Annotated in this window: 2 protein-coding genes; one reads left to right on the forward strand and one right to left on the reverse strand. The window is 37.3% G+C overall.

Features of this window, described 5'->3' with window-relative positions:
- Positions 1-221: 221 nt before the first annotated feature.
- A complete protein-coding gene (locus tag H6S82_RS25710; RefSeq protein ID WP_190471444.1) occupies positions 222-1,979 on the forward strand; it encodes a GUN4 domain-containing protein in 1,758 nt (585 codons plus the stop codon).
- Positions 1,980-2,082: 103 nt separating this feature from the next.
- Here the strand turns inward: H6S82_RS25710 and H6S82_RS25715 are convergent, their stop codons facing one another.
- Positions 2,083-3,126 (reverse strand): hypothetical protein, encoded by a 1,044-nt coding sequence (locus tag H6S82_RS25715; protein ID WP_190471441.1) that lies wholly within the window; start codon positions 3,124-3,126, stop codon positions 2,083-2,085.
- Between the last annotated feature and the right edge of the window lie 121 nt (positions 3,127-3,247).

Genomic DNA, 3,247 nt, shown 5'->3' on the forward strand with positions numbered 1-3,247 from the left:
TGAGATGACGTTCAGTAAGCTTTTGTCCAGTGATGCGCGACAAAAGATCGACTGTCTCAGTTCCAACCTGCGCTTTATTCATATTATTAGTTAGCTTTTATATTTTTTGGTTATAATATCATATTTTATTTCTCAAAGAATTCTATCCGTATAAATACGGTTAACTTGGTTGACCAAAGCAGGTAGTCTCTAATTAATCAAAATCCAAATTGGGCAGAAATATGCTGTTTGAGTTTGCCCCTGCTGTTAAAGCCGCTATTGACGCTGGTAAGTACCTGCAAGTCTTCACTTCCACAGGCGTGCCAATAGCAATGGCTAGGGATGCTGCTACAGGACGGTTTGTGGCTCATGCCATTGGTGCTTTTGCCCAGAATAGTGCCATCTCACCGCTCGTCAGTCCCGTACAAATGCTGATGGGTACGACGCAGATGTATCAGATGCACCAAGGATTTACGGCTATCCAGGCAGGTTTGCAAACAATCCAGTCTAGCTTGGGAGTGCTACAAGCTACAACAGCCTTTATCGGCTTGGGAACTGTAGCAGTAGGAGCATTGTCAGCTGTTAACCTGCACCAAACATTAAAACTTAGAAAAGAAGTAGGACAACTGAGGCTAGAAGTTAAAGAAGGCTTTATCGATTTAAAAAAAGCTTTAAAGGAGCAAGGGGCAGAAATTAAAGAACTTATTGAGCAAGTCGCTACTGATGTTGAATTTAGAAATCATCGAACAATTTTAGTACGAGCTTACGGACTTTTTACTCAGGCGCTTCACCGTTTTCGCTCGGCAATGCAAATCCAAGATGTTCAGCGCCGAAATGCTGAAATTGATGGTGCTAGGGGGATGCTATTTCAAGCTTTGGCAGATTACGATAATGGAGAGTTGTTGTCAGCTACCTGTTCGGCAGGAAAACTTCGCAGGTTGGAATGTGCTTGGGCAATTGAGCAAGCAATTATCGCTACCTATCAAGTGCAGAAAGAGTCGGCAGCAGTGAGCGATCGACTTTCCCATCTCCAAGCTAAAATTCGTGAAGATGCTCTTGATATAGTAGGTGATTGTAGTAGTGATGATGAACTTGATTTTCTATTTCCAGAATTAACTAGAATTCACGATCACGATCTAGTCTTATTAGAATCTTGGCAAAATCAAATAGATTGGGCAAGAAGTCTTCCACCTTCCGAGCTAAAACTGCTTGAAAGTGCTGATTTACAACATTCGGAATTAACTGTTAATTACGATACGTCTGATAATTCTGTTCCGGCAGAGCAATTAAATTATGAAAAATTGCGGCCAAAGTCTCATTTTTATTCCCTGCGCGATCAGCTAGCAATGATGATTAAGCCTGAATTGCGTCAGGAGTGCGAATCTTACGTGACTCAGCAAGCAGCACTAGCTGGGTATAAAACTTTGGTTACATCAAATCTCCAACAAGCATCAAACTTAACTGTTGCTAATTTATACTGGTTTTTCAAAGTTAGAGATGATTCAGAAGATGAATCTGACGATGAATCAATTGAAGTAGAAGAAATAACAGAAGAAGAAACGCCAAAGATATACCGAAAGCTGCAAAGTTTACTGGCATCCCAAGAATGGAAAGAGGCTGATGAAGAAACGGCGGCTCTGATATTTAAATTATCAGGGCAACAATACGAAATGAGTGCAACATACGCTGAATCAGTTTCCTCTAGAGAATTCAACGTTATTGACAAACTCTGGCTAAAATACAGTAAAGGCAAGTTCGGATTTAGCGTACAGAAAAGTATTTGGCTAGAATTGTCAGGTAAAATCAGTAACGATTCTGAAGAAATTTATAAAAAGTTTTGTGAGCAAGTAGGATGGCGCGTGAAAAGCGGGTGTTTGTTGTCTTCTTATCTCAACTTCAGTTTAGATGCTCCGAAAGGACACCTCCCAGTACAAGTCGCAGGTCAGGGATGGAGTGCGGCAAGTTTTCTCTCTTCTCTGAACTCAGTAATTATTGATTAGTTCGAGATGGTAGCGATTGCCCAATATCTTTATATTTAGCCATAATTATTGGCGATCGAACCCGAATTAGTCAGCAATAAAACTTAGAGTTTGTTTTTATTTTCTAAGTTTTATCAACTTTTTTACTAATTTTAGTTAGAACAACAAGTTCAGCAACTTTCTCTAAAAGTGATAACGCTCTAAATTCAATTGACTTAAAGTTAGGACAACTAGCCGTTGATTCTATTAATCCAAACTTTTCTGTATTTATAGAGCATTTTACTTCCAAATATATGGCAAAATCTAGGTTAGAATTGGGCGGATTGAATGAATGATCGAACATAAGATGGTTACGTAAATATTCAGCTTCGATATTATTGTTAATTAACTCTCCTTGCCTATCGATAATTATTGTATTGGCCGATTTATCCTTAACAATGTATTCAGCCAAACAATCTCTTAGTTCTTTTATCTTTGCATCAATAGGATTTGTTTCTAAGTTAGTTTTTCTTCTCAGGTAACACTTCCAATCTCTCCACACCCATTTTCCCACTTCGTTATAATCAAGAATAATTTCTCCAGTTTCATCTTCATATATGTCTATAAATTCATCGTAAAGCGTCTCTGATAAGCCAGTCTTTTCAAGAATATCTTTAAAATCTGGTATAGGTTCTAATAGATTATTATTAAAAGCTTTTGAAGCTAATATTTCTCCTATAATTGCATCAACAATAGTTAGCGATATCCCAGTGGAAAAATCTTTAAATTCTTTAGATCCCACAATAAACAAAGGAAAAGATGAATCATGGGCTATTCTGAGCTTTAATTTAAACCCATTTTCCCTATTTTTTTCCTTCTCTTTATCTAATGATGGATGGCTTTGGGATTTATGATAATCTAAGCCTACATTAAATCCCTGTAACATACCATCAAAATCTAGGGCTATTAAAGGCTTGCCTTCGTTATCACAAAAAATGTAGTCAATACTTGTTTTTTTAATGTACTCAAGCTGTCGATATGTGAGTTCTAGTGATATGCCTTCAGTATTAAGCACCTGTAAGAAAGGGAGATTATGATAAATATAATATTTATCTCCCCATTGCCTGCTCAACTTATCATAGTTTTTCTTCTCAGCCACACTACCAAAAACGGTTTTTTGAATACCCATAATTTCCACTTCTATTCTTGCTAAAGAACACAAAATTAGTGTAATTCGTATTTAAAAAAATACGGGTAAGGGATAGAAGTATCATAATGAAAGACCATCAAGGTAAAAATACCAGAGATCG

Source organism: Planktothrix sp. FACHB-1355 (genome assembly GCF_014748295.1).
Lineage (GTDB): Bacteria > Cyanobacteriota > Cyanobacteriia > Cyanobacteriales > Aerosakkonemataceae > Aerosakkonema > Aerosakkonema funiforme_A.

Excerpts from the sequence above, each read along its gene's own strand:
- H6S82_RS25710 (WP_190471444.1), top strand. The coding sequence starts at position 222 with ATGCTGTTTGAGTTTGCCCCTGCTGTTAAAGCCGCTATTGACGCTGGT.
- H6S82_RS25715 (WP_190471441.1), bottom strand. The coding sequence starts at position 3,126 with ATGGGTATTCAAAAAACCGTTTTTGGTAGTGTGGCTGAGAAGAAAAAC.